Annotated in this window: 23 protein-coding genes, 1 pseudogene and 1 riboswitch; of the genes and pseudogenes, 10 read left to right on the forward strand and 14 right to left on the reverse strand. The window is 72.4% G+C overall.

From position 1 onward, the window contains the following. Window positions 1-307: 307 nt before the first annotated feature. Window positions 308-438, reverse strand: a riboswitch (FMN riboswitch). Window positions 439-560: 122 nt separating this feature from the next. Further along, entirely contained in the window at window positions 561-1,391 is an 831-nt protein-coding gene (locus tag KIK05_RS26835) for an oxygenase MpaB family protein (protein WP_308250132.1), read from the reverse strand. A 323-nt stretch (window positions 1,392-1,714) separates the two neighbouring features. Between KIK05_RS26835 and KIK05_RS26840 the strand changes: the two genes are divergently transcribed. The 8 genes and pseudogenes from KIK05_RS26840 (at window position 1,715) to KIK05_RS49045 (ending at window position 9,065) form a co-directional block, all read left to right on the forward strand. Then, window positions 1,715-2,743: an ABC transporter permease gene (locus tag KIK05_RS26840; protein ID WP_214413627.1), complete on the forward strand. Its 1,029-nt coding sequence runs from the start codon at window positions 1,715-1,717 to the stop codon at window positions 2,741-2,743. A gap of 44 nt (window positions 2,744-2,787) precedes the next feature. Continuing rightward, a complete protein-coding gene (locus tag KIK05_RS26845; RefSeq protein WP_214413628.1) occupies window positions 2,788-4,575 on the forward strand; it encodes an ABC transporter substrate-binding protein in 1,788 nt (595 codons plus the stop codon). Window positions 4,576-4,639: 64 nt separating this feature from the next. Beyond that, entirely contained in the window at window positions 4,640-5,620 is a 981-nt protein-coding gene (locus KIK05_RS26850; RefSeq protein WP_214413629.1) for an ABC transporter permease, read from the forward strand. A 9-nt stretch (window positions 5,621-5,629) separates the two neighbouring features. After that, complete coding sequence (locus tag KIK05_RS26855; protein WP_214413630.1) at window positions 5,630-6,688, forward strand: ABC transporter ATP-binding protein; 1,059 nt, start codon at window positions 5,630-5,632, stop codon at window positions 6,686-6,688. Next, window positions 6,685-7,722 carry an ABC transporter ATP-binding protein gene (locus tag KIK05_RS26860; protein WP_214413631.1) on the forward strand — a complete coding sequence of 346 codons (1,038 nt, stop codon included), beginning with the start codon at window positions 6,685-6,687 and terminating at the stop codon, window positions 7,720-7,722. The genes KIK05_RS26855 and KIK05_RS26860 overlap by 4 nt, the downstream gene beginning before the upstream one ends. A 69-nt stretch (window positions 7,723-7,791) precedes the next feature. Further along, window positions 7,792-8,535, forward strand: coding sequence for a glucose 1-dehydrogenase (locus KIK05_RS26865; RefSeq protein WP_308250133.1), 744 nt, complete (start codon window positions 7,792-7,794; stop codon window positions 8,533-8,535). Window positions 8,536-8,556: 21 nt separating this feature from the next. After that, window positions 8,557-8,697: pseudogene (locus KIK05_RS49040) on the forward strand (sigma factor); the annotation flags it as partial. 44 nt (window positions 8,698-8,741) lie between these two features. After that, window positions 8,742-9,065, forward strand: coding sequence for a hypothetical protein (locus KIK05_RS49045; protein WP_308250150.1), 324 nt, complete (start codon window positions 8,742-8,744; stop codon window positions 9,063-9,065). A gap of 21 nt (window positions 9,066-9,086) precedes the next feature. Here the strand turns inward: KIK05_RS49045 and rpe are convergent, their stop codons facing one another. From rpe to KIK05_RS26885, 3 genes are all read right to left on the reverse strand, one after another. Further along, window positions 9,087-9,752 carry a ribulose-phosphate 3-epimerase gene (rpe, locus tag KIK05_RS26875; RefSeq protein WP_214413633.1) on the reverse strand — a complete coding sequence of 222 codons (666 nt, stop codon included), beginning with the start codon at window positions 9,750-9,752 and terminating at the stop codon, window positions 9,087-9,089. Between the two features lie 174 nt (window positions 9,753-9,926). Beyond that, window positions 9,927-10,814 carry a hypothetical protein gene (locus KIK05_RS26880; RefSeq protein WP_214413634.1) on the reverse strand — a complete coding sequence of 296 codons (888 nt, stop codon included), beginning with the start codon at window positions 10,812-10,814 and terminating at the stop codon, window positions 9,927-9,929. After that, entirely contained in the window at window positions 10,811-11,389 is a 579-nt protein-coding gene (locus tag KIK05_RS26885; protein ID WP_214413635.1) for a helix-turn-helix domain-containing protein, read from the reverse strand. The genes KIK05_RS26880 and KIK05_RS26885 overlap by 4 nt, the downstream gene beginning before the upstream one ends. Before the next feature lie 49 nt (window positions 11,390-11,438). Between KIK05_RS26885 and KIK05_RS26890 the strand changes: the two genes are divergently transcribed. Then, the gene (locus tag KIK05_RS26890) at window positions 11,439-12,701 is read left to right on the forward strand and encodes an MFS transporter (RefSeq protein WP_214413636.1); all 1,263 of its coding nucleotides are present in this window, start codon (window positions 11,439-11,441) and stop codon (window positions 12,699-12,701) included. Here the strand turns inward: KIK05_RS26890 and KIK05_RS26895 are convergent. Beyond that, window positions 12,645-13,655: a YeiH family protein gene (locus KIK05_RS26895; RefSeq protein WP_214413637.1), complete on the reverse strand. Its 1,011-nt coding sequence runs from the start codon at window positions 13,653-13,655 to the stop codon at window positions 12,645-12,647. The two genes, KIK05_RS26890 and KIK05_RS26895, sit on opposite strands and share 57 nt — an antisense overlap. A gap of 355 nt (window positions 13,656-14,010) precedes the next feature. On the opposite strand from KIK05_RS26895, the gene KIK05_RS26900 reads away from it, so the two are divergent. Continuing rightward, window positions 14,011-14,922, forward strand: coding sequence for a LysR family transcriptional regulator (locus KIK05_RS26900; RefSeq protein ID WP_214413638.1), 912 nt, complete (start codon window positions 14,011-14,013; stop codon window positions 14,920-14,922). Window positions 14,923-15,014: 92 nt separating this feature from the next. Here KIK05_RS26900 and KIK05_RS26905 read toward each other — a convergent pair whose 3' ends face one another. From KIK05_RS26905 to KIK05_RS26945, 9 genes are all read right to left on the reverse strand, one after another. Beyond that, window positions 15,015-15,524, reverse strand: a complete 510-nt coding sequence (locus KIK05_RS26905) for a YbaK/EbsC family protein (RefSeq protein WP_214413639.1) — start codon at window positions 15,522-15,524, stop codon at window positions 15,015-15,017. Next, on the reverse strand, window positions 15,514-15,816 hold the full coding sequence (locus KIK05_RS26910) for an ArsR/SmtB family transcription factor (protein ID WP_214413640.1): 303 nt from the start codon (window positions 15,814-15,816) through the stop codon (window positions 15,514-15,516). Before KIK05_RS26910 ends, KIK05_RS26905 begins: the two co-directional genes overlap by 11 nt. Before the next feature lie 225 nt (window positions 15,817-16,041). Next, window positions 16,042-16,545 (reverse strand): GNAT family N-acetyltransferase, encoded by a 504-nt coding sequence (locus KIK05_RS26915; protein ID WP_214413641.1) that lies wholly within the window; start codon window positions 16,543-16,545, stop codon window positions 16,042-16,044. Window positions 16,546-16,621: 76 nt separating this feature from the next. Beyond that, window positions 16,622-18,037 (reverse strand): RsmB/NOP family class I SAM-dependent RNA methyltransferase, encoded by a 1,416-nt coding sequence (locus KIK05_RS26920; protein ID WP_214413642.1) that lies wholly within the window; start codon window positions 18,035-18,037, stop codon window positions 16,622-16,624. A 221-nt stretch (window positions 18,038-18,258) separates the two neighbouring features. Next, entirely contained in the window at window positions 18,259-19,209 is a 951-nt protein-coding gene (fmt, locus tag KIK05_RS26925) for a methionyl-tRNA formyltransferase (RefSeq protein ID WP_214413643.1), read from the reverse strand. 4 nt (window positions 19,210-19,213) lie between these two features. Further along, window positions 19,214-19,762: a peptide deformylase gene (def, locus tag KIK05_RS26930; protein WP_214413644.1), complete on the reverse strand. Its 549-nt coding sequence runs from the start codon at window positions 19,760-19,762 to the stop codon at window positions 19,214-19,216. A gap of 103 nt (window positions 19,763-19,865) precedes the next feature. Then, window positions 19,866-21,227, reverse strand: a complete 1,362-nt coding sequence (locus KIK05_RS26935) for a hypothetical protein (protein WP_214413645.1) — start codon at window positions 21,225-21,227, stop codon at window positions 19,866-19,868. Window positions 21,228-21,291: 64 nt separating this feature from the next. Next, the gene (locus KIK05_RS26940) at window positions 21,292-23,022 is read right to left on the reverse strand and encodes a hypothetical protein (protein ID WP_214413646.1); all 1,731 of its coding nucleotides are present in this window, start codon (window positions 23,020-23,022) and stop codon (window positions 21,292-21,294) included. Window positions 23,023-23,260: 238 nt separating this feature from the next. After that, window positions 23,261-25,798: a primosomal protein N' gene (locus tag KIK05_RS26945; RefSeq protein ID WP_308250149.1), complete on the reverse strand. Its 2,538-nt coding sequence runs from the start codon at window positions 25,796-25,798 to the stop codon at window positions 23,261-23,263. Window positions 25,799-26,034: the final 236 nt, after the last annotated feature.

Consider the following 26,034-nt stretch of genomic DNA (forward strand, 5'->3'; position numbering starts at 1 on the left):
GGGTGCGGCCGGGGCGAGGAGCCGCGAGGCCGATCGGAACCTGCGTGAGGAAGCAACCCGCGGCGACCGGTCTGTCTTCCGCCGGGCGGCGGGACACGGGGAGGTCGTCAGGGGACGTGCGCGACCGGCGAAGGGAGCGTGTGAGGGGGCCGCGGCGCGGAACGCGCCCGGCACGGGTTCGGTGACGTGCGGCTGGTGCACCCGCCCCTCCTACTCGCCAGTAGCTTTGATGCCACGGCGGGCCCCGGGGTGATCGGGTGCGGCGACGCACCACTACAGACGTCCGGCGACGGATGTCACCGGACGCTCGCGCGCTTCCTCCCATCCGGACTTTCACCGTCGGTCCCGGAATTCCACCAGGTCCACCGGCCGATGGACTCGGCCGGGTCGCGGACTGTCACCGCCGGTTCGGAATTTCACCGACCCCGGAGCACGCTGCTCTGCCTATCAGTGTGCCACGCCGCGCAAAGCGGACGTAACCCTCCTCACCCCCTAGACTACCAAGCGCTTGCTCAATAGGGGTTCCCCCGACCCACCAGGCGCGGGACGATTCGTCGCGGTCAGGCGGTGGACATCAGGCGACGGGCACGGCGGGCGTCGGGGCTGTAGCGCAGGCCCGCGGGGATCACCTGGGTGCCGGTGTGCAGGGCCCTGAGCGTCAGGGTGGCCCACAGGTCCTCCAGAGGAGTGGCGGGCAGGCCGTACAGCCGGCGGGCCCAGCGCGGCAGCGTGGCGAACGCCAGGACGGTGATCAGCGGGAAGGCGGGCTTGAGCGGGGTCAGCCGCGCGGGCAGCGGGGCGTTGAGCGAGGCCCGGAGCGGGTGCACCGCCTCGGGCACGAAGTACAGGCCGGGCCGTTCGGCCTCGATGTAGGCCTCCATCTCGGCCACCGAGCCCGGCACCTCCTCCGGCCGCAGGCCGACCACCTCGGCCGCGCGCCGCCACTCGGCGACGAACCTGTCGGCGTCGGCGTCGCTCAGCGGCACCCCGGCACGGCGCGCCACGGTGAGGTAGGAGTCGACCTCGCCCACGTGCACCCAGCGCAGCGCGCCGGGGTCGTCCAGGCGGAACCGCTCGCCCCGGTCGGGGTCGTGGGCGGTGAGCGAGGCGTGGATCCTGCGAACGCGGGCGCCGGCCCTGGCCACCTCGGCCAGCGTCCCGTAGGTGCGCACCCGGACGAACTCGGTGGTGCGCTGGAAGCGCGCCCAGGCCTCCTCTGGGTCGAGGAGCGCGGAGTTCTGGACGACACCCCGCATCGCCCGCGGGTGCAGGCCCTGCATCAGCAGCGCCCGGAATCCTCCGACCAACTGGACCGGCTCGCCCATCACCCGCCAGGTCACCGACCGGGGACCGAACAGGCCGTGGTCCATGTGCACCTCCGGGGCTCGCACGTAAAGGATTACCCCCGCCACCATGGTGCACACCCGTTCCATCCCCTTTAGGACCTCTTAGCGGGCGAACGGGAGATTTCGTCATAGGCATGTCATGCTTGTGTCACAGAATCGTGACAAATCCAAATACACGAGACGTTCAGTGTCTCGCGCCCCATCGCCGCAGGTCAACGGGTTCAGGGACACAACCTTATTGACTTTCCGCAACGAACGACGAAATCGTGTCCAAGGATGCCTGCGAGAGATTGACCAACGGGTAATTAATTGCCAAGGTTCCCTCAAGTCTCGATTTACTGCGATCGATCTCTGGTGGCACCCGCACAATGACTCTCCCCTCACAGGCCGCACCCGAGGCCGGTTCCGGCCCCGCCGGAACCGCCCCCGACACGGCACCCGGCGCGGGCGGCTCATCCCTTGTCGGCCGGTCGCCCACGCAGCTGATGTGGCGGCGGTTCCGGCGCGACAAGACAGGTGTGGCCTCCGCCGTCATCGTGCTGTTCTTCATCGTGGTCGCCCTCGCGGCGCCGCTGATCTCCGCGGTGTACGGCAAGGACCCGTACACCACCTACGGGCTGGACACCCCGGGCCTGCTGAACGAATTCGGCTACCCGATCCTCCCCAACGGAGGGATCAGCGGCGACTTCTGGTTCGGCATCGAGCCGAGCCTCGGGCGTGACGTGTTCATGCAGATGGTGTACGGCATCCGCACCTCGCTGCTGATCGCGCTGACCGCGACGATCTTCACGACGATCATCGGCATCGTGATCGGCATCGTCGCCGGCTACATCGGCGGGCGCACCGACTACTTCATCGGCCGGGTCATCGACATCCTGCTCTCGTTCCCCTCGACGCTCTTCATCATCGCCTTCATGCCGGTGCTGGAGAACCTCATGGTCAAGCCCGACGAGGAGACGCCGACCTGGCTCCGCGCCACCGCCCTGATCATCTTCCTGACGGTGTTCGGCTGGGCCGGCCTGGCGCGGCTGCTGCGCGGCAACGTGCTGTCGCTGCGTGAGCGGGAGTTCGTCGAGGCCGCCCGGGTGACCGGAGCCCCGCCCACCAGGATCATCTTCAAGGAGCTCCTGCCGAACCTCTGGACCCCGATCCTCATCCAGTCGACGCTCCTGCTGCCGGCCCTGGTGACCAGTGAGGCCGCGCTGTCGTTCCTGGGCGTCGGCATGATCGAGCCGGTCCCCGACTGGGGCCGCATGTTCCAGCGCGGCACCGAGGTCTACCAGAACGACATCACCTACCTGATGTTCCCCGGCATCGCCCTCCTCGTCTTCATCGTCGCCTTCAACCTGCTGGGCGACTCGCTCAGGGACGCCTTCGACCCGAAGATCCGTCGCTGACCACCGCCGTCCCGCACCTTCACATATCTATGACCAGGAGTGACATGTCAGCACGAACGCGGTCTGCTCTGGCCGTCCTCGCCCTAGGCTCCCTGGCGCTCGCCACCGCGTGCTCCAAGGGGAACGCCGGAGCGCCGGCCACGGGTTCCGCCGCCCCCACCGCGTCGCAGACGAATATGACCGAGCTCTTCGCCCCGCCGAAGGTCTCGGTCGGCACGGCCGCGGACTCCAACGGCCCGGCCATCCCGCCGGAGGGCGTGGTCAAGGGCGGCACGGTCAACATGATCGACCGTGACGACTACCCCCACCTCGACCCGGGCCGGGTCTACGACAACGTGGGCGCCAACTTCCACCACCTCATCACCCGTGGCCTGACCGGCTACAAGCGGGTCACCAAGAACGAGTACAAGGTGGTCGGCGACCTCGCCACCGACGCCGGTGAGATGTCCGACGGCGGCAAGACCTGGAAGTTCACGCTCAAGGACGGCGTGAAGTGGCAGGACGGCAGCCCGATCACCTCCGCCGACGTCAAGTGGAGCGTCGAGCGGCTGTTCGCGTCGTTCATCACCGAGGGCCCGTCGTACATCCAGCAGTGGCTGACGCAGGAGGACTACAAGAAGTCCTACGCCGGCCCGTACGGCGGCAAGGAGCTCGACGGCATCGAGACGCCCGACGACAAGACCGTCGTCTTCCACTTCAAGGAGCCGCACGCCGACGCGGCCTACGCCTTCGCCATGGTGGGCTACGGCATCGTGCCCAAGGCCAAGGACACCAAGGAGAAGTACGACAAGGAGCCGGTCTCCAGCGGCCCCTACATCATCAAGAACCACGTCCTCGACAAGTCGATGGACCTGGAGCGCAACCCCAACTGGGACCCCGCCTCCGACCCGATCCGCGGCGCCTACCCGGACAAGTGGCACCTGGAGTTCGGCTTCCAGGCGCTGGCGGTGACCGACCGGTTCATCGCCGACGCGGGCGACGACAAGAAGACCTTCACCTTCTACACCCACGTCGCCGCCGAGCGCACCCAGCAGGTGCTGCAGAACCAGGCCCTGCAGTCGCGAGTGATGCGGCAGCCGTCGCCGTACGGTGACTACTACTACTTCAACCTCGACCGGGTGAAGGACGTCAAGATCCGGCAGGCGATCAACTACGCCTGGCCGACCCAGCAGATCCAGCAGATCAGCGGCGGCCCCGCCACCACGGTGATCAACACGACGATCCTCAACCCGAGCGTCGCCGGCTGGCAGGACTACGACGCGTTCGGCATGAAGCAGCACCCCCAGGGCGACATCGAGAAGGCCAAGGAACTGCTCGCCCAGTCGAGCAACCCGAAGCCCACGATCGTCTACGGGTACAACAACACCCCCACCGAGCAGCGCATCACGGTGGCCATCAAGAACCAGCTCGCCAAGGCCGGGATCAACGTGGTCGCCAAGCCGATGGACACCAAGACCTGGTACGACGCGACGTCGAAGGTCGACAACGGCCTCGACATGTACTGGGGCGGCTGGGGTGCCGACTGGCCCGGCGCGACCACCGTCTTCCCCGTCATCTTCGGGCCGGTCCGTGACGGCGGCTACAACCAGTCGCACCTGAACGACCCGACGATCAAGGCGGACATGCAGCGCATCCTGGGCATCGCCAACGTCGACGAGGCCAACAAGGCCTGGGGCGAGCTCGACAAGAAGATCATGGAGACGGTCACCCCGCTGGTCCCCGCGCTCAACGACGTGGGCATGCAGCTGCACGGCTCGCTGGTCGGCGGCGCCGAGATCGACCCGATCCAGTGGGTCGTCTCGCCGAACACCATCTTCGTGAAGCAGCAGTAGCACTCCCGGCTCCGGAGCGCCCCCGCGGGCGCTCCGGAGCACCCCCGATCGAGATCGACAGGCCATGCTTCGATTCCTGACTCGCCGGACCATCGGCGCGGCGGTGATCCTCCTGATCATCGCCGCAGTGACGTTCTTCCTCTTCTTCGCCATCCCCGCCGACCCGGCGCGGCTGGCCTGCGGCAAGGTCTGCCCGCCCGAGACGCTGGCGCAGGCGCGGCACAACCTCGGTCTGGACAAGCCGCTGTTCGTCCAGTTCGTCGCCTGGGTGGCCGGTGTCTTCGTCGGCCGCGACTACGAGGGACTGGGGCACTGCCCCGCGCCCTGCCTGGGGTTCTCGTTCGTCAACCGCGCCCCGGTGTTCGACACGATCATGGACCGCATGCCGGTCACGATCTCGCTGACCATCGGCGCCTCCGTCGTCTTCCTGCTCTTCGGCGTCGGCACCGGCATCATCGCCGCCCTCTACCAGGGCCGGCCGCTCGACAAGATCGCCAGCATCGCGTCGCTGATCGGCGCCTCGGTGCAGATCTACTTCGTGGGCACGCTGGCGATGTACTTCCTCGTCTTCCAGTGGCAGATCATCGAGATCCCGCACTACGTGCCGTTCACCGAGAACCCCGCGCAGTGGGCGTACGGGCTGCTGCTGCCCTGGGTGGTGCTGGCGATCATCTTCACCGCGAACTACACCCGCATGACCCGCTCCACGATGGTGGAGCAGCTGTCGGAGGACTACGTCCGCACGGCGCGGGCCAAGGGCATGTCGGGGCGCACCGTGATCATGCGCTTCGCGCTGCGCGGCACCCTCACCCCCATCGCGACGATCTTCGGCATTGACATCGGCACGCTCATCGGCGGGGCCATCATCACCGAGACGACGTTCAACCTCCAGGGCATCGGCCGGCTCTCCATCATGGCCGTGGTCGACTCCGATCTGCCGATGCTGATGGCGACGGTGCTCGTCGCCGCCGGCGCGATCGTCGTCTTCAACATCATCGTGGACGCGCTCTACGCCGTCATCGACCCGCGCGTCCGCCTCAGCTAGGAGCCACGCTTGACCGCCGTCACACTCACCGAGAGCCCCTCCGGCCGCCGGGGCGACTCCTTCCTGTCCGTGCAGGACCTGCACATCTCGTTCCAGACCGAGGACGGCGTGGTGAGGGCCGTCGACGGGCTTTCCTTCGAGGTGGAGAAGGGCACCACGCTCGGCATCGTCGGCGAGTCGGGCTCGGGCAAGTCGGTGACCAACCTGGCCATCCTCGGCCTGCACAGTCCCGCCACCACCACCATCGACGGCCAGATCTGGTTCGAGGACCAGGAGCTCGTCGGCGCGAGCCGCACGACCCTGGAGCGGCTGCGCGGCAACCGCATCGCCATGATCTTCCAGGACCCGCTGACGTCGCTGTCGCCGTACCACACCGTGGGCCGGCAGATCGGCGAGGTGTACCGCAAGCACACCGGCGCGAGCAAGAAGGAGGCCCGCGACCGGGCGGTCGAGATGCTGGAGCGCGTCGGGATCCCGCACGCCCGGACGCGGGTGGACGACTATCCCCACCACTTCTCCGGCGGCATGCGGCAGCGTGTCATGATCGCCATGGCCCTGGTGTGCGACCCCGCCCTGCTGATCGCCGACGAGCCGACCACCGCGCTCGACGTCACCGTCCAGGCCCAGGTGCTCGACCTGCTCAAGGACCTGCAGGACCAGATGGGCACGGCGATCATCCTGATCACCCACGACCTGGGCGTGGTCGCCCGGACCGCCCACCAGGTGCTGGTGATGTACGCCGGCCGGGCCGCCGAGCGGGGAACCGTGCGCGAGGTGCTCGGCGCGCCCCGGCACCCCTACACCTGGGGGCTGCTGTCCTCGGTGCCCAAGCTCCGCTCGTCGGTCGACGTCCCGCTCACGCCGATCCGGGGCACCCCGCCGAGCCTGCTCAACCGGCCCTCTGGCTGCCCGTTCCACCCCCGCTGCGACTACGTCCAACAGGCGGACCCGGGGCTGTGCACGGGCCAGCGGCCCGACCTCTCACCGGAGACCGGGCACGGGGACGCGTGCTACCTCACGCCGAAGCAGAAGCAGGAAATCTTCGCGCAGATCAAGGACCGACTGTGACAACGCCGCTGCTGGAACTCCAGGGTCTGACCAAGTACTTCCCCGTCATGGGCGGCTTCATCTTCAAACACGAGGTGGGGAAGGTGCACGCGGTCGACGGTGTCGACCTGACGGTCGAGGCCGGGCAGGCGGTGGGCCTGGTCGGCGAGTCGGGATGCGGCAAGTCCACCCTGGGCCGGCTCGTCTCCCGGCTGCACGAGCCCTCCGGTGGGAAGATCCTCTACCAGGGCCGTGACATCACCCACCACTCCCGGCAGCAGCTCAAGCCGATCCGGTCCGAGATCCAGATGATCTTCCAGGACCCGTACTCGTCGCTCAACCCCCGCCACACGGTCGGCACCATCATCAGCGGCCCGATGGAGATCAACGGCATCGAGCCGGAGGGCGGCCGGCGCAAGCGCGTCCAGGAGCTGCTGGAGATCGTCGGCCTGAACCCTGAGCACTACAACCGGTTCCCGCACGAGTTCTCCGGCGGCCAGCGCCAGCGCATCGGCATCGCCCGGGCGCTCGCCCTCTCCCCCAAGCTGATCGTCGCCGACGAGCCGGTGTCGGCCCTCGACGTGTCGATCCAGGCGCAGGTGGTCAACCTCCTGCAGCAGCTCCAGCACGACCTCGGCATCGCCTTCCTGTTCATCGCCCACGACCTCGCGGTGGTGCGCCACTTCTCGCAGCGCGTGGCCGTGATGTACCTCGGCAAGATCGTCGAGGTGGGCGACCGGGAGTCGATCTACCTGCGGCCCCGCCACCCGTACACCCACGCCCTACTGTCGGCGGTGCCCGAGGTGGAGCTCCCCGAGGACGGCGTCCACACCGAGCGCATCCGGCTCGCCGGGGACGTGCCCTCGCCGATCGACCCGCCCTCCGGCTGCCGGTTCCGCACCCGCTGCTGGAAGGCCCAGGAGAAGTGCGCCAACGAGGAGCCGCCGCTGATGCAGATCAGCGGCAACCACGACGGGCACCTGACCGCCTGCCACTTCCCCGAGGAGCCCACCACCCGAGGCGACGACGTCGTCCTCGACCCGGCCCTGGCGTGAAACCCGGTTCCCTCTGATCGTCCGGCCGCCGTAGGTTGGGAGCGTCCCGTCAACCGGTGGAGGTCGCAAGTGACAGTGCTGGGCGGCAAGAAGGCCGTGGTGACCGGAGGATCCCGCGGGATCGGCCGGGCCATCGTCGAACGGCTCGCGCGCGACGGCGCCGAGGTGGTGTTCGGCTACGCGCGCGACGCCGAGGCGGCGGCCGAGGTGGAGAAGGCCGTGGCCGGCGCGGGCGGCACCGCGTACGCCGTCCGGGCCGACCTCGGCGAGCCGGGCGCCGCCGAGCGGCTGATGGAGACCGCCGAGGAGCGGCTCGGGGCGGTGGACATCCTGGTCAACAACGCCGCCGCGAGCTTCACCCCCGCGCCGATCGCCGAGACCGACGAGGAGCTGTTCGACCGCGTCATGGCGGTCAACGCCAGGGCGACCTTCCTCACCATGCGGCACGCCGCCCGGCTCATGCCCGACGGCGGCCGCATCGTCAACATCTCCACGCTCAACACCCTGCGCGCGGCGCCGGGCATCGCGCCCTACATGGCGAGCAAGGGGGCGATCGAGCAGCTGACCGCCGCGGTGGCGCAGGAGCTGGGGCCGCGCGGCATCACCGTGAACACCGTCTCCCCCGGCGCCACCGACACCGACCTGCTGCGCGGCACCAACCCCGAGGAGGCCCTCACCATGGTCGCCTCCATCACCCCGCTGCGCCGCCTCGGACGTCCCTCCGACATCGCCGACGTCGTCGCCTTCCTGGCCGGCCCCGACGGCCACTGGATCACCGGCCAGAACATCAGGGCCACGGGCGGCCTGTCCTGACCTCGCCGTCCCTACAGAGACGTGCGGGCGGGGGTCGAGGACGCCGAAGACCTGGTGCAGACGGCGCTCGAACGCGCCCACCGGAGCCGGGATCGGATCCGGCTCGTGGACGACCCCGAGCCCTACGTCCGGCGCATCATCGGCAACACCTTCATCAACCGTGCCCGGCGGCGGCCGATGGACCTGGGCGACAAGTACGCGACCGCGTGGAACCGCAGCGGAAGCAGCAGGACGGCTACCGCGTGGAGATCTACGTGTACGAAGGCGACGCCGTCCACGAGGCGGACCGGTTCTGGAAGGACCGGAGCGAAGCGACCAAGAAGATCTTCGGGCAGGGAACCGGCTGGGTGCGGCGGCAGTGGGTCGGCGAGGACGGCGGCGCCGGCACCCCTTCCCTCTTCATGAGCCTGGGCGACGACCGGCGGGTGGAGATCATGCTCAGCCCTCCGTACGCCAAGAAGATCGGCACGGAGAAGGCCATCGAACGGCTGCTCGTCAGGATCGCCACCGGCCTGACGGCCGACGACTGACCCGGCTCCCGCGCCCGTCCGTCAGCTCCAGGCGCGCTCGGCCTGGGCCCTGAGATCCTGGACGGCGCGGGCCGGGTCGTCGGCGCCGTAGACGGCGTTGCCGGCGACGAAGACGTCGGCGCCGGCCTCGGCGCACCGCTCGATGGTCTTGGCCGAGACCCCGCCGTCGACCTGGAGCCAGATCTCGCCACCATGCTTGGTGATCAGCTCACGCGCCCTGCGGATCTTGGGGAGCATGATGTCGAGGAAGGACTGCCCGCCGAACCCCGGCTCCACCGTCATCACCAGGAGCATGTCGATCTCGCCGAGCAGATCCTCGTAGTCCTGGACGGCGGTGGCGGGGCTCAGCGCGAAGCCGGCCCTGGCCCCCGCCGCACGGATCTGACGCAGCGTGCGCACCGGGGCCTTGGCGGCCTCGGCGTGGATCGTGACGCTGCCCGCCCCGGCCTCGGCGTACGCCGGCGCCCAGCGGTCGGGGTCCTCGATCATGAGGTGGCAGTCGAGCGGAAGCTCGGTCGCCTTCAGCAGCGACTCGACCACCGGCAGCCCGAGGGTGAGGTTGGGCACGAAGTGGTTGTCCATGACGTCGACGTGCAGCCAGTCGGCGACGCCCGCGACCTTGGCGGCGACGTCGGCCAGCCGCGCGAAATCAGCGGTCAGGATGCTTGGTGAGATCTGTACGGCCATGATGCCGCCAGTCTAGGGCCCCGCTTTCCGGGGAACCGCCCGGCACACCCGTCAGCGGCCCGGCTCCGGGACGGGGCCGAGGGCGCATGCTGCGCGAGCTCGGCCTTCGCGACCGTACCCGGCTCGCCCTGTGCGTCAGGCGGCCCTGACCTCGCCGCCGGCGGAAGCGTTTCGTCAGCGGGCGGTCTCGTAGACCTTGACGGCCATCGGGCCGGCCGGGTCGAAGACGACCTTGATCCAGTTGGCGCGGTCGTGTCCGGTGCGCTTGAGCCTCTTCAGGGCGGCGTACATGTCGAGCGGGGTGCAGCGCGTGGTGCCGAGGCCGTTCTTGTCCGCCTTGCTGACGTCGCCCAGCACGCCGCCGTTGCCCGAGCAGGTCGCGGAGGTGCGGTAGAACGTCATGCCCTCGGTGTAGTCGATCCTCAGCGGGCTGCCCGCCGTCTTCTTGTTCACCGTGGTGGGCTGCACGGTCAGGGAACTGGCGGTGAAGCCCGTGACCTGGGCGAACGAGGTGAGCAGCTTGGGGCGCTCCACGAAGGCGAGCAGCTCGCGGACCTGCGAGACCGCGCCGGTCGCCGGGTCGTAGGCCACGCGGACGGGGAGGGCGCCGAGCTTCAGCGTGTCGGTGAGGTCGGAGGCGTGGCAGCGGGTGGCGCCCAGGCGCACACCGTCCATGTTGACGTGCCCCTCGGTCTCCTTCAGGTCGCACGCCGTGGTGATGCGCCGGTAGTCGACGGAGGAGCCGAAGGTGAGCTTGAGGGTCTTCGCGGGCCGGACGGCGCCCAGCCAGTACGCGGCGAACCGATCGGCGGTGCCGAAGGCGGCGCTTCGCACACTGACCGTCAGGCCACCCGCCGCACCAGGCCGGGCCACCCCGTAGGCGACCTGGCTCTCCGATCCCGCCCGACCCGCGGCCGAGGCCGGCGCGACGGCCAGTCCGCCGAGCGCGAGGGCGGCGGCGGCGGCCGTCATGACGATGCGCAAGGGTTCCTCCCAGGAGATCGATCCGTACGCCTGGTTGGAGTCCCACGAAGGCCGCAGGGTTGTCGTGATCTCGGTCACACCCGAGGCGGTGCCGCCGCTCTGGTCCGCATGATCAGCGCCGCGATGGAGTACGTGCAGGGGACGTCGCCGTCGTTGGCGTAGGCGTGGACGGCGTCGGCGGCGAAGTAGACCGAATCCCCCTCGCCGAGCAGCAGGGTCGTCTCCCCGACGGTCAGGCGGAGGGTTCCCGACTCGACGACGACGTACTCGTGGGAGCCGGGCGCGTAGGCCGGGTATCGCCCGGCGTCGAAGTGCGGTGGCAGCGTGGAGCGGATCCACTCGAAGTTGACCCCGGGCACGACGGGCGTGAGGACCGTCCGCCGCCACCCTCCGGGTTCGTGGACGACGTCCTGCTCGGCGGCGCGGCGCACGATGACGCGCTGGTCGTCGGGCCGGGCGACGAGCTGGGCGAGGGAGACGCCGAGCCCGTCGGCGACCCGGGAGAGCACGACGATCGTGGGGGCCTTCTGACCGCGCTCGACGGAGGAGAGCATGCTCACGCTCACGTCGGCCGCGTCGGCCAGCTGCTGAAGCGTGAGCGAGCGGCCATGCCGCAGCTCCTGGATGCGCCTTCCCAGCGCCAGAAGATCCATATTACACTATAATAATAGACAATTTCACTATAGTGAAAGCGTAGGGGACATGCCTGACATCCGCCCCGCCCGGCCGCCCGACCTGAAGGCCGACGACACGCACGCCGCCCCCCGGCCTGAGCTACGGCGGGCTCTCGTCGCCCTGTGCGCCACCGAGATCACCAGCTGGGGAGTCCTCTACTACTCCTTCCCCGTGGCGCTCGACGAAGTGACACGTGACACCGGCTGGTCGACGGCGGCGGCCATGAGTGCGTTCTCGGCCGGGCTGGTCACCAGCGCGGTGGCGAGCACGCCGGTCGGACGGATGCTGGACCGCCGCGGCCCGCGCACGGTGATGACCATCGGGTCGATACTGGGCACCGCCGGGCTCGTCGCGGTGGCCACCGCGCCGGGACTGCCCTGGTTCGTCGCCGCCTGGGTGCTGACCGGCCTGGCGCAGTCGATGCTGCTGTACCCGCCGGCCTTCGCCGCGATCACCACGTGGTACGGTCCCGACCGCATCCGTCCCCTCACCACCCTGTCGCTGGCCGGCGGGCTGGCCAGCACCGTGTACGCCCCGCTGACCGCTCTCCTAGTGACCCATCTGGGCTGGCGATCCGCCTACCTGGCGCTGGCCGTGCTCCTCGCGGCCGTGACCCTCCCGCTGCACGCCTTCTGCCTGACTCCGCCCTGGCCCGCCCGGCCGGCCCGGTCACGCGTGCGGGACGTGGCGCACATCCGCGAAGTGGCGTCGAGCCCGCCGTTCCTGCTCCTGGCCGCCGCGCTGGGGCTCGGCGCGCTCGGCCTCTACGCCGCCACGACCAACCTGGTCCCCCTGCTCGTCGCCCGCGGGACGGACACGACCACCGCCGCCGTCGCCCTCGGCCTGTGCGGCGTGGGGCAACTCCTCGGGCGGCTCGGCTACCCCTGGCTCACCCGCAGGACCGGCCCGCGGGGGCGTGCCGCCGCCGTACTGGCCGCCGGCGCGGGCGCCGTCGCCGCGCTCGCCGCGATCGACGACCCGTTTCCGCTGCTGATCGCCGTGGTGGTCGCGGCGGGCGCCGTTCGGGGCGTCTACACCCTGCTCCAGGCCACCGCTGTCAGCGACCGGTGGGGGGTGCGCCACTTCGCCACCCTCAACGCCCTCGCCACCGCACCGGCGGGCCTCGCCACCGCCCTCGCACCGGCGGCCGGGGCCCTGCTCGCCGCGCGCCTCGGCTACCCGGCGGCGTTCTGGCTGCTGGCCGTGGTCACCTTGGCGGGAGCGGCCCTCGCGCTACGGCGTCAGGGTGGTCACGCCGGCGAGGGCGACCGCCGCGATGAGCGCCGATGACAGGGCGCCGAGGGCGACGGCCCGGCGGCCGGTGCGCAGCAGCGCGCGCAGCCTGACCGCCGACCCCATCGCGAACAGCGCGGCGCCGAACAGCAGGGTCTCCGCCGTCTTCAGCGGCGCCAGCAGGGCGACCGGCACGGTGCCGAGGCTGCGCAGCACGACCATGGCGAGAAAGCCGCCGACGAAGAGGGGCACCACGGGCGGCTTGCCACCTGTGCCCGGCGCGGCGGTGCGGCGCCGCCACAGGCCGACACCCGCGATGAGCGGCGCCAGCAGGACCACCCTGGTCAGCTTCACGACCACGGCCGCCGTCAGCGCGGCGGAGCCGGCCGTCTGGGCCACGGCCACCACCTGCGCCACCTCGTGCACGCTCGCGCCGGCCCAGATGCCGAAGCCCTCGGGGGAAAGGTGGAGGAAGGCCTGCGCCAGCGGCAGGACGGCGAGCGCGAGGGAGCCGTACAGGGTGACCAGCGCGACGGCGGTCATGACGTCCTCCTCCTCGCCGCCGGCCACCCCCTCCATGGCGGCGACGGCCGCCGCGCCGCAGATGGAGAAGCCGGTGGCGACGAGCAGCGACAGTCCGCCGCCGAGCCCGAGCCGGCGGCCGAGCCACCACGTGCCGGCGAAGGTGACGGTGACGGTCAGCAGGACCAGCAGCAGCACCGGGAGGCCGAGCGCGAGGACGTCGGGCACGGCCAGTTGCGCGCCGAGCAGCACCACACCGAGCCGGAGCAACCGCCGGGCGGCGAACGCCAGGCCCGGCCGCAGGGCCGTCACGCCGGGTGCGAGGTTGCCCATCAGGGCGCCCAGGACGATGGCGGCCATCAGCGGGCTCACGGCGGGCAGCAGCGCGTTGACCGCGGTGGCCACGGCGACGCCGGCGGCGGCCACCAGCAGCCCGGGCAGGACGGAGCCGGCGGTCGCGGCGCGCGCCGGGCCGGTGACCCGCGTCACGGCGCGATCGCTTCGACGACCACCGGACCGAACGACGGCATGCCGCGGCCGTTCAGAGAAGCGGACGCCCCGGCCCCACGCCCCTCCCGGCGGGCCCGAGGGGTGGACGACCCGATGCCGTGATCACCCCGGCGGGCCGGCGGAATGGACGGTGCCAGGCGACGCCCCTCCGGGCGGGCCGGAGAAGCGGACGGCCTGATCCCCCACCCCTTCCCGCGGGTTCGTGGGGTGGATGGTCCGGTGCCGCGGTCGCGCCGGCGGGCCGGCGGTGTGGAGCCTGTCATGCGATCGATCGTCCCGAGGCGCCGGGCACCCCGGTAGCCGCCGATTCCGCAACGGCTCATACGGTTGGTGCATGACCCCACGCTGGCCCGATCTGGCGAGCCTCGAACTGCTGCTCCTCGTCGCCGAGCAGGGCAGCCTCGGTAAGGCGGCCAAGCTCCACGGCATCACCCAGGCCTCGGCGAGCCGCCGGCTCGACACGCTGGAGCGGGAGCTCGGCGTCCCCCTGCTGCACCGCTCCACCACCGGCTCGCGGCTCACCCCGCAGGGCCGGGTCGTCGTCGACTGGGCCCGCTCGGCCCTGGCGGCGGCGGACGACCTGGTCGCCGGGGTGCGGGCACTGCGCCGGCAGCGCGACGCCTCGGTACGGGTGGCGGCGAGCATGACCGTCGCCGAGTACCTCATGCCGGGCTGGCTCGCGGCGCTGCGCCGCGCCCTGCCCGAGGTGGAGGTGGGGTTGCGTGTGGTCAACTCGGGTGTGGTGTGTCGGATGGCACAGGACGGCGACATCGACGTGGGGTTCGTCGAGTCGCCGTCCATCCCGCAGGGCCTGGCGTCCCGGCGCGTCGCCCAGGACCGGCTCGTCGTGGTGGTCGCGCCCCGGCACCCGTGGGCGCGCCGTCGCGCGCCCCTGGCGTTCGCGGACCTGGCCGCCACCCCGCTGGTGGTGCGGGAGCTCGGCTCGGGCACCCGCCTCGCCCTCGACCGCCTCCTGGCCGGGCGGGACGTCGCCGCGCCCGCCTTGGAGCTGTCGTCCAACGCCGCGGTGAAGGTGGCGGTGGAGGCGGGCGTCGCCCCGGCGGTGCTCAGCGTGCTGACCGTCGCCTCCGAGCTGCGCGAGGGGCGCCTGGTCGAGGTACCCGTTCCCGATCTCGACCTGCGCAGGCCGCTGCGGGCGGTGTGGCGGGGGCGTACGCGCCTGTCCGGCGCCGCCGCCGAACTGGTTCGCCTCGCCCGGGCCTCGGACTCCGCCGGGGCCACCTGAGCACGACCGCCCGCAGGTCCGGCGCCGGGAGGCGTGAGAGTAAGGCCGTCGCCGCCCGGCGGCCCCCAGGGCGGCGACGGCGGTCTGCGGGGTCAGGAGGCGGATGTGGCGATGGGCGCGATCTTCGGGTCGGCGACCCGGATGTAATCCTCGGTGGCCAGCGCCATCGAGCGGTCCAGGCGGGCGGCGTTGAAGAACAGCTCCGGGGAGGCCAGCAGACCGGGGTCGGCGACCAGCTCCAGGTCGGGGTGGTAGCTGAACGGCAGCACGGTGCCGCTCACACTGCCCGCCAGCGCCTCCGCCTTCTCCTTGGCGGCGAAGGACGCGTACGTCCCGCCGAACAGCGCCTTGACGGCCTCCAGGTCGAGGCGGGCGTTACCGGCGACCACGGCGAGGACGTACCGGGTGGTCTTCTTGCCGATCTTGACCATCACGATCAGGCACTTGGCGGCCTGGCCGACCGGGTTCCCGCGCATCGCGCTGACCAGATCGGTGCGGCCTTCCGGCTCGTGGTCGATCAGCCGGTACCGCGCCCCGGCGGCGTCAAGGTCCTTGATCAGCCGCTCGTGGACCTCCGGCACGGCCTCGTGGTCACCAGTCACCGCTCAACGCCTCCTTGGCCGCCGCTATGCGCTCTTCGTCGCGCTGGTAGAACACCCACTGCTTGATCTTCTTGCTGCGCAGCAGCCCGGCCTGGCCGAGCACCTTCAGATGCTCCCCGCAGGTCGGCTGGCTCACCCCGAGCTTCTCGGCGATGAACAGCGAGCAGACCCCGTCGCGCACCAGGTCGCCGTCGCGCTGGGGCGGGAAGTGCCGCTCGGGGTCGCGCAGCCACGAAAGGATCAGCAACCGCTTCTCGTTGGCCAGCGCCTTGGCAAGATCGGCTTCAAGCACAAAGGCATTATGGCAATTTGCTAATTACCTGTCCAGCGCATCCCGTCCGGACGCCGGAGGCGCGTCTCACGCCGTGAGCGGATCGCGTCGCAGCACGACCTTGGTGGTCCTGGCCGAGCCCTCGACCGCGTCGCCGCGCGGCTCCACCCCCTGGTGGCCGCCGCGATCAGCGGCTGACGCGGTCCCCGGAGCCGTTCACGTGCGGCCCCGCCGCCCTCCGCGCGGTCACCTGGCCGTGTGCGCCCAGTCGGTCTCGTAGTACTTCACCCGGTGGTCCTCGCCGACGAAGCGCATGCCGGCGGCCAGCATGACGCGCTGGGAGGCGACGTTGCCGAGGTCGGCGTCGCCCTTCACGCACGTGACGCCGTTGGCCCGGGCGAACTCCAGCAACCGGCGCAGCGCCTCGGAGGCGTATCCCCTGCCCCGTACGGACGGCACCAGGCCGTACCCGATCGTGACGGTGCCCTGCTCGTCCGGGGGCCTGTGGAAGCCCAGGCCCCCGATGACGTACCCGTCCTCGCGGCGGCGGATCTCGTAGACGCCGAACGGCCCCGGGTCGCCGGCGGTGGCGCAGTGCTTCAGAAAGTCCGCCGCGTCCTTCACGTCACCGTCCGTGGGGTACTCGGGCGCCCACAGGTCGCCGTCCCCCGGCTCGCGGGCGACGGTCCGCTCGGCCTCGGCGACGGTCATCAGGTGGAGGACGAGCCGCTCGGTCGTGAGATCTTCCATGACACGTGGGATACCAGGAAGACGGGACGAACCGCATGCGGTTTTCCGCCCCGTTCGTCCCTCCATGTCGCCCTCGCTAGGACCGCTTGCGGAGCAGGGCCAGGAACATCGCGTCGGTGCCGTGCCGGTGCGGCCAGAACTGGGCGTACGGGCCGTCACCGAGGTGGTCGACCTCGGGGAGGTGGTCGCGGGCGTCGAGGGTCTCGGCGTCGCCGCGGCGCCCGACGACGTCGGCGACCACGGTCCGGGTCTCGGCCAGGTGCGGCGAGCACGTCACGTACGCCACGACGCCGCCCGGGCGCGCGGCGTCCAGGGCCGTGCCGAGCAGGCGGCGCTGCAGGGCCCCGAGCTCGGGGACGCTCTCAGGGGAACGCCGCCAGCGGGCCTCCGGACGGCGGCGCAGGGCGCCGAGCCCGGTGCACGGCGCGTCCACCAGGACCCGGTCGAACACGCCCTCCCGCCACGCCGGCTCGGTGCCGTCGGCGGTGATCACCCCCGCCTTACGGGTCGCCCGCCAGACCAGCCGCGCGCGGTGGAAACGCTGGTCGGCGGCGAGCAGGCGGCGGTCGTGCTGGGCGGCGAGCGCGTCGAGCAGGCCCGCCTTGCCGCCGGGACCGGCGCACATGTCGAGCCACAGCCGGTCGTCGCCCTCGACGGGCACCCGGGTCAAGGCCAGGGCGACCAGCTGGCTCGCCTCGTCCTGGACGGCGGCCCTCCCCTGCGCCACCGCCTCGACCGACGCGGGGTCGCCCTCGGGAAGGTAGGCGGCGTACGGGGAGTACCGCGCGGCCACGGCTCCCGCCTCGACCAGCTCGCCGACCGTGCTGCGCCCCGGCCAGGCGACCAGCGTGACGCCGGGACGCTCGTTGTCGGCGGCGAGCAGGGCGGCGGTCTCCTCCAGATCACCGCCGACGGCGTCGCGCAGCGCGGAGGTGATCCATCGGGGGTGGCTGTGGGCGACGGCGAGATGGCCGACGGGGTCGTCGCCGAGCGCCGGCGCCACGATGGGCAGCCACTGGTCGTAGCCGCGGGTCGCCACCTTGCGCAGGATGGCGTTGGCGAACTTCGACGCGCCGGTGCCGACCCGCAGCCGTACGAGGTCGACGGTGGCGCTGACGGCGGCGTGGGCGGGCACCCGGGTCCTGAGGAGCTGGTGGACACCGAGGCGGATCGCGTCGAGCAGCGGCGGGTCGATCTCCTCCGGCGGCCGGTCGCTGCACGCGGCGATGATCTCGTCGTAGGTGCCGAGGCCGCGCAGCGTGCCGTAGGCCAGCTCGGTGGCCAGGGCGGCGTCGCGCCCGCCGATCCCGCGCTCGCGCAGCAGGGTCGGCATCAGCAGGTTGGCGTAGGCGTCGCGCTCGTCGACGGCCCGCAGCAGGTCATAGGCGACGTTGCGCGCCTCGTCGCGAGCCGGCTTCGGCCTCCCGCCCCGGCCGCGCCCCGCACCGCCCGGCCGCCCGGCCCCGCCCCGGCGTCCCTCGCCCTGCCTCACATCTCCCCCGTCATGGTCGCGATGCCGCGCACGGCCCGCGTGATCGTCGTTTGCGCGCCTTCCGGCGAAAGGCCGCCGTCATCATGCGCGGCCCCCTCGTTGGAGGCCCCGCCGTCGTGTGTGCGCGGCCCCGTCGAGGCCCCGCCGTCGTATCCGCGCGGCCCCGTCGAGGCCCCGCCGTTCGTGTGTGCGCGGGGCCTCGGAGCCCGCGCCGCGGCCGGTCAGCCGAGCCGGTCGTCCCCGGCCGGGCGGACGCCGCGCGCCCACTCGCCGGCGGTCATCCGCCGCTTGCCCTCCGGCTGCACCTCGCCGAGCTGCACCGGGTGGCTCGCCGTGCCGACCAGGACGACGTTCTTGGCGACCGCGATCTCGCCGGGCCCGAGCCCGCCCGCGCCCGGGACGAGCGTTTCGGCGTCCTGGGCGGGCCGTACGGGGCCGAGCTTGAGCCGCTGGCCCCGGAACTCCGACCAGGCGCCCGGCGCGGGCGTACAGGCCCGCACGAGCCGGTCGACGCGCATGGCCGGGGCCGTCCAGTCGACGCGGGCGTCGCCGACGTCGAGCTTGGGGGCGAGGCTGACGCCCTCGGCGGGCTGCGGGCGCGCCTGCAGGGTGCCGTCCTCGATGCCGTCGAGGGTGGCCGCGAGCAGCCCCGCGCCGGACTCGGCGAGACGGGCGAGCAGCTCACCGCTGGTGTCGGTGGGGCGGATCTCCTCGGTGACCACGCCGTAGACCGGCCCGGCGTCGAGCTCCTTGACGATCTGGAACGTCGCCGCGCCGGTGATCTCGTCACCGTGGAGCACGGCATGCTGCACCGGGGCGGCGCCCCGCCACGCGGGCAGCAGCGAGAAGTGGAGGTTCACCCAGCCGAAGCGCGGGATGTCGAGCGCCGACTGCGGCAGCAGCGCGCCGTAGGCCACGACGGGGCAGCAGTCGGGGTCGATGGCCTTCAGCCTGGCCAGGAACTCCGGGTCGCCCGCCTTGGCCGGACGCAGCACCTCGACGCCCGCGGACTCGGCCAGCTCGGCCACGGGGCTCGGGTGGACCTTGCGTCCCCGCCCCGACTGGGCGTCCGGCCGGGTCACCACGGCCACCACCTCGTGCCGCGGCGAGTCGAGCAGCGCCCGAAGCGACGGCAGGGCGGTCTCCGGGGTTCCGGCGAAGACGAGGCGCACGGTCTTAGAGAGCCTTCCCTTGAGTGGCGTGCGGGGAGAACTTCACCGCGGGGGCCGCCAGGCCGCTCCACTCGGCCTCACGGATCGCCTTCATCGCGAGCTTGCGCTGCTTGGGGTCCATGCGGTCGATGAACAGCACCCCGTCGAGGTGGTCGGTCTCGTGCTGCACGCAGCGCGCCAGCAGGTCGGTGCCTTCGATCGTGACCGGCTCACCGTGCATGTCGAAGCCCTTGGCGACGGCGCGGATCGCGCGTGGCGTCGGGAAGGCGAGCCCCGGGAAGGACAGGCAGCCCTCCTCGCCCTCTTCGTCCATGTCGTCGGACAGGTCGAGGGTCGGGTTCACCAGGTGGCCGAGGGTCTCGTCGACGTAGTAGGTGAACACGCGCAGGCCGACGCCGATCTGCGGCGCGGCGAGCCCCGCCCCCGGCGCGTCCATCATGGTGTCGGTGAGGTCCTTGACGAGCTTGCGGAGCTCCTTGTCGAAATCCTTCACCGGTTCCGCGGGGGTGCGCAGCACCGGATCGCCGAACAGGCGGATCGACTGAATTGCCACGGACGACTCCGTTCACGTCACGAATTGAAGGTGTCCCTAGTTTATGGCGCGCGGCGGACACCCCGTTTACCGATCACGACGCCGCGCGGCGCCCCGGCCGGGGTCAGCGGGAACGGGCCTTCATGGCGGCCTTGCGGGCGGCCTTGGCGACCTTGGGATCGGGGTGGTCGGCGCCGAGCAGGTCGAGGACGGCGATGGCGTCGGGGTGGCTGCTGCGGCTGATCTCCTCGACCAGGCGGAGCAGCTCGTCCCCGGCCTCCAGGGCCTCGAACTCCGCCATGGCCTCGCGGGCGTCCGGGATGTGCAGCAGGGTGGCGAGCGTGTCGACGGCGAGCCAGGTGCCGTCGTCCTCGGTGAGCGCCGGCGCCTCCAGGTCGCGGACGCCGAGCCAGACCGCCGCGTGGCGCCACATCGTGGGCTCGGCGAGGGCCTCCCGCATGGCCGGCTCGGCCTCGGGGCCCATCTCCTCCAGGATCGTGCCGATCACCCCGCGCTGCCCGGCTGTGCCGGAGGCCGCCACCTTGATCAGCTCGCGGGCGGCGTCCTCGGCGACGCGGCGCTCCACCCACAGCATGGGCGCGCTGGAGGGTGCCTCGCCCGACAGCATGGCGTCGACCAGCTCGGCGGCGCTCAGGTCGGCGTACCCGGCGACCTCCGCCAGCAGCGGCGCGTCATGGCCCTCGCGCAGCAGATCCTGCCGGACGGCCCACACACCGAGCGGCGTCAGCCGCACGCCGTCGGCGGTGCGCTCGAACAGCCCGCAGTACGACAGGAGGTCGAGGGCCGCGTCGAGCTCGCCGGGGAGCTCCTCGCGCAGCCGCCGCATCTCGGACGCGCGGGCCTCGCAGCCGATCTCGTGGGCCTGCAGCATGCCCTCGACCAGCGCCGAATAGGTGATGCCGTCGCTGGTGGCGTAGATCGTGGCGAGCATCTCGGTGAGGTGCTCGTCGGCCACCGCGGACCCCGTCAGGCCCTCCTCGGTGCGGTCGAGCACGTCCATCACCACGCCGTCCCAGAACTCCATCAGGTCGGCCGGCAACCCCGGCCCGGGGGAGGCGCCCTCGCGGGTGATGCGCAACAGGCCGCTGTTGACCGCGACGATCCACACCAGGCGCAGCCGATCGGGCTTCAGCCCGAGCTCCCGGACGGCCTTCTCGGCGTCGGCCGGAGGCAGCAGCCCTTCGGCGGTGACCTCGCGGGCACCGGTCCACTCCGCCAGGCGGCGGGCGTCGCGGACCAGCGGCACCGACAGGACCGTGGCCGCGAGCTCGCCCGCGGGGGCGACCTCCACGGGCGGGAAGCTCAGCACCTCGCTGTCGCAGTCACCGCAGTCGCAATCGTCGTCACCGCCCGCCATCTCGGAGAGCAGCGCCTCGCGCTCCTCGCCGGACACGCTTCCAAGCTCGTCGATGAGGTTGCGCAGCTCTCCAAGATCGAAGATGCCGCCGTTCCCACTGTTGGCCATTCAGGCAACTTACTCCACAGGAGCCACACCCGATGACGGACTCCGGGACGTTGCTCCCAAGGCGTCAATGTATGCCACGCGAGCGCGCCTTGAAGGCCGCCTTGCGGGCGGCCTTGGCGAGCTCGCGGTCGGGCAGATGGCGGCCGAGGAGATCGAGCACCTCGGCGACGTCGGGGTGTTCGACCCGCCACATCTCCTCGATGACGTGGACCGGAGGCCCTGCGGCGGCGAGGTTCTCGGCGAGCTCCTCGGGGTCGTCCTCGGCGCCCGGCAGGGCCAGGGCGAGCATGTCGACGCTCATCCACAGGACCTCCTCGGGCGTGAGCGCGGGCGCGCCGAGGCCGTGGGAGTTCAGCCAGTGGACGACGTGGGGGCGCAGCTCGGGGTCGTCGAGGAACGGCCGCATCGCCGGGGCCGCGCCGGGACCGATCCGGTCGACGATCGTCACCGCGACGCCGCGGCTCACCGCGGTGCCGCCCCGCACGGCCTCCAGCAGCTCCCCGGCGGCCTGCTCCGGTGTGCGGCGCTCCAGCCAGGAGGCGATGTCGCGTTCGGCCTGCTCGGCCGGCACCCCGTCGAGCAGGCCCGAGATGAGGGCCTCGGCGTCGCCCTCGGCCGGGTCGGGCGCGACGGGCGCGGTGTGGCCCATCCGCGTGTAAGTCTCGCGCAGGCCCCACAGGCCGTGCGGGGTCAGCCGGACGATGTCGTCCAGCCTCTCGACCGTGCCGCAGCGGGCGAGGGCGTCGACGGCGTCCTCGAGGTCGGTCTCGCCGCCGTCGGGGTCGTCGCCGGACCACACCTCGTCGAGGTACTCGCGGATCTCCAGGACGGCCAGCGGGGTCTGCAGCCGGTAGAGCATGTCGTGGACGGCGTACAGCTCGCGGTCGAGCTCGGCCGAGCCGGTCACGGACGCCTCGGGCGGGCCGGTGAGGAACGACACCGTGCCGGCCCACAGCTCGAGCAGCTCGGCGTCGTCGAGGGATTCCAGCGGGCGCGGCGCCTCGGTCAGGCCGACGAAGGTCGCCAGCTCCCAGGCGAGGGCGGGAGTGGCGAGGCCGAGCTCGCGGACGGCGAGCTTGGCGTCCTTGACGCGCAGCCGGCCGCGCACCGTGGGGGTGCGCCCGCCCTCGGCCATCCAGGCCACCAGGCGGTGGGCGTCCTGGAGCAGGGCCACCTCGCGGACGGCCCGCGCGATCTGCTCGGCGGGCGCCAGCCGTACGGCGGGCAGCGGCGCGCACACGGGGCAGTCGCACTGCTCGTCACCGGTGTCGTGGCGGCGGGACGGCGTCGCGAGGTCACCGGAGGCCGGCCGGTGCGGCGTCCGCGCCCCGGAGTCGCCGGGGAGGCGGGACGAATCGCCGGCCGGCATCTGCGGCAGGCCCTCCTCGAGGGCGTCCGCCCCCATCGCGCCGAAGATGCTCTTCGCCATGCCGAACTTGGAGGTGTCGGCCAGGGCCGCCGGCATCTCGGGCGCGATCTCGTCGATCTTCACCCGCATGCGGTCCGCCATCTTGGTGCCGATCTCACCGCTCTCCAGCAGGAACTCGACCAGCGTACGGGCCGCGGCGACGGTCTCGGCCGCGCTCTCCGGCGGCGCGATCACCTTCCGGGGGTAGATGTCGAGCAGGAGTTGCTCGAACGTGCCGGGCGTGAAGTCGGACAACTCGCCGACGTCGAGGTAGTCACTGGCGTAGTCGCACAGGAGCCGGATCTCGTCGACGTCGACCGCGACGTTCTTCGAGCGCCCCCACGCCCGGATCTCCTCGATGGCCCCGTTCACCCATTCGATCGACACAGGGAGAAACTAACGGCTTACTTGGGGCCCCGCGAATCGGCGACGTGCGCCCAGATCAGAGCAACAGTCCCCATACAGTCCCAAGAACCACCCTGACCCCAAATATCCATAAACCGCCCAGAAAAGCCCTCGTCCGTCCCCTTGAATTCACCCCGCCCGAAACCCCGGCCCCCGCCACGACGCCGCCCTGGCCGCCGCACTGCGTGCACCCGGCGGCCGGCCGTGCCTCGTCAGCGGTTCAGATCAGGTCGATGGGGTCCATGCACACCCGGACCATATCGGGAGCCTTTCGCGCGGACCTCACCCCCGCCGCGCCCTTCAGCGCCCGCGCCAGCGCGCCGCCGTCGGCGCGCGGCACGCGGACCATCAGCCGTTCCTCCGCCTCGCCCGCCATGGGACGCGGCGTCTCCAGGGGCACCGGGCCGAGTATCTGGGCGCCCTCGGGAAGCCTGAGGTCCGCCGCCATCTCCCGCACCGCCGCGGCGGGGCCGGTGAGCGTGGCCATGTGGACGGCGGGCGGGAACCCCAGCGTCGCCCTTTCGGCCAGCTCGCGCTCGGCGTGGGTGACGGGATCCCACCGCAGCAGCGCCTGGACCGCCGGGACCGAGGAGTCGGCGAGCACCACCAGCTCGGCGGCCGGGCGGAGCAGCGCGGCGGCGTTCATCCAGCGGCGTAGCGTCTCCTCCGACGCGCGCAGGTCGGCGCGGCCGAGAAGGGCCCAGCCGTCGAGCAGGACGGCGGCGGCGTACCCGCCGTCGGCCACCGGCTCGGCACCCGGCGTGGCCACCACCAGAGCGGGCGCGGAGCCGACCGTGGCGAGGACGCCCTCGCGCCCGGAGGTCTTCACCCGGACCGACGGGAACGCCCGCCCGAGCTCCTCCGCGGTGCGCCGGGCGCCGACCACGACCGCCCGCATCCGGTTGCCGCCGCACATCTGACAGCGCCAGGTTCCCGCGATGCGGCCGCACCACCGGCAGTAGGGCGCCGCGTGCCCGTTCCGCAGCGCCAGCGGCCCCCCGCACAACGGCCCCCCGGCCACCGGGCCGCCCTCCGCGTGCCCGGCCGGCCGCCCGGACACGGCGAGGTATCCCTCGCCGCCCACTGGAGCCGCGGCCTGAAAGCCTCCGGGTCTCCCCCCGGTACCCGGCTGATCGCCGTACCCCTCGTACCGGCCGGCCCCCCGCGAGTCGCCGTACTCGGGGACACCGTGCCCCAGGTGATCGCCGTACCCCGCCGACCGGGCGGTCCTCCGCGGATCGCCGTGCGAGGAGAGGGGGTGTTCGAGGGAGCCGGGGTCCGGGGCGCCGGGTGGGGACTGGACGCAACGGGCCGGGGCGCGGCATGTCTGGCAGGCGAGCGCGGGCAGGTAGCCACGACGGGGCACCTGGACGAGGACGGGCCCACTGGCGAGGCCGTGCTTCAGCGCCGCCCAGGCCACGCTGGGCAGCCGGGCCGCCCGCGCCGCCTCGTCCCTGGCCAGGTCGGCGTCGTCGCCCGCCGGCCGGACACGCGGCACGTACCTCCGCAGGACCTCCCTGGGCGCCACGATCGCCCTCGCCCACCCGGTCGCCACCAGCCGGGTCGCCTCGGCCGTGCGGCCGTAACCCGCGATCAGCATCGCCGCGCCGGTCTGCTGAGCGCGCAGGCCGAGGACCTCCCGCGCGTGCGGGTACGGCGCCAGCCGCTCGGCGTGCAGGTCGTCGCCGTCGTCCCAGATCACCACGAGCCCGAGGTCGCGCACCGGGGCGAACGCCGCCGCCCGCGTGCCGATCACTACCCGCACCTGCCCCCGCAGCACCCGCAACCACCTGCGGTACCGCTCGGCCGGGCCGAGGTCCGCGGTGAGGGCGACGTGGCGTCCCTCCCCCAGGATCCGGTGCGACGCGGCGTCGAGCAGGGCGACGTCCTTGCCGTCGGGCACCACGACCACCGCTCCGCGCCCGCCGGCCAGGGCGGCCCGCACGGCCACGGCGATCCCTTCAGCCCACCCGGGACCCCCGTCGCCCTCGAAGGCCGCGCCCCGGTCTCCTCTCGCGCCATCGACCCCCGCCCCACGACGCCCCCGGCCGCCCACGCCGGCACCTCCACCGGCGTGGGCGCCGGGGAGAACGGTCCATACGGCGCGCGGAGCACGCCCCTCGGCGAGTGCGGTCAGGAACGACGGCCCCGTCGGGTATTCGTCCCAGATCCCCCTGGAAGCCGGCCCGGCGTCCGCGCCGGCCCCGTCCCCCGAACTCCCCGCGACACCGGCAACCCCGGCCCCCGCCCCCGGCTCCGCCCCGTCGGCGGCCGCCGTCTCCGCGACACCGCCCACCGCAGGCTGGACGCCCTCGTCCTCGGAGAGGGAAGCGGAACCCTTGAGGTGCTCCCCTTCCACCCGGGCGTGTCGCGGGGGTACGGCGAGGCGGAGGACGTCCGACATGGTGCCGGCGTAGCGGTCGGCCACGGCGCGGCAGAGGGCCGCGACCTCAGGTGTCAGGACGGGCTCGGCGGAGACGACCCGCTCGAGGGGCGCCAGCCTGCCTTCGTGCTCGGTCTCCTCGGCCCGTTCGAGGAGGACACCGTCGACGAGCTTGCCCGCGAAGCGGACCCTCACCCGGCAGCCGGGCACCGCCTCGGCGGCCATCGCCTCGGGAACGAGGTAGTCGAACGGCCGGTCGAGGTGAGGCAACGGGTTGTCGACGAGGACGCGGGCCACCGGCAGGCTCCCGGCCGGCACCACGGCGCCCTTCGCGGGTGTGGCCACACCCTTACCGTTCCCGGGGAGCGCGTCCACGGACACCAGCACACCCTGCACGGGCGCGGGCAGGCCCCCGGCGACGTGCGTGCTCCGTCCGGTCACACCGCCCGGCTCCGGCCGTCCTCCCCCCGGACGGGGCGTCGCCGGGTGCTCCTCGCCGGCCGGAGCGGCCTGGCGGAAGGGGCGCGACGCGGTGCCGGAAGGGGTCGAGTGGGTCACGCTTAGGTCCTACCAGACGGCACCGGCGACCCCGGAATCGAACCACGGCACGC

This window comes from Sphaerisporangium fuscum (assembly GCF_018531465.1).
GTDB lineage: Bacteria > Actinomycetota > Actinomycetes > Streptosporangiales > Streptosporangiaceae > Sphaerisporangium > Sphaerisporangium fuscum.